Source organism: Bacillus sp. SIMBA_074, assembly GCF_046534555.1.
GTDB lineage: Bacteria > Bacillota > Bacilli > Bacillales > Bacillaceae_G > Bacillus_A > Bacillus_A mycoides.
In genome coordinates this window covers 1-404 of the sequence record NZ_JAWRYM010000139.1, presented here as the reverse complement: position 1 = coordinate 404, position 404 = coordinate 1, and the positions used below count along the sequence as shown (strand labels likewise).

The window sequence follows — 404 nt, the reverse complement described above, 5'->3', positions numbered from 1 at the left end:
GGTACGGGCTACGCCCGCCGCTGGTCTGTCACAGCCGCCACCCTAGCCGACCCGGCGGGCCAGGGATGTTCCGGCCGCGAACGCCCAGTGCAGAGGATCCGCGATCGCCGCCTCCCTGGAGCCGGCGAGGGCGGCGAGTGCGACGGCATCGGCGAAGCCGTCGGTCGGGGCCTCGACCGCGCCCGCCACCAGGAGCAGCGGGACGCCCGACGACCGCGCGAGCTTCGCCACGTACGCGGGCACCTTGCCCGCAGCCGACTGGGAGTCGTAGCGGCCCTCACCGGTGATGACCGCATCCGCCCGGGTGATCGCAGCCGGGAGACCCAGCGCCTCACCAACGGCGACGGCGCCCGGCGCCATGCGCGCACCCCACGCGAGGAGGCCGAACCCGGTCCCTCCGGCGG

1 protein-coding gene is annotated in these 404 nt (G+C 76.0%); it reads right to left on the bottom strand.

What is annotated here, in order from left to right; all coding sequences use genetic code 11:
- Window positions 1–42 precede the first annotated feature (42 nt).
- On the bottom strand, window positions 43–404 hold a 362-nt coding region (locus SB773_RS30210), incomplete at its 5' end, for a glycerate kinase (protein ID WP_410593878.1).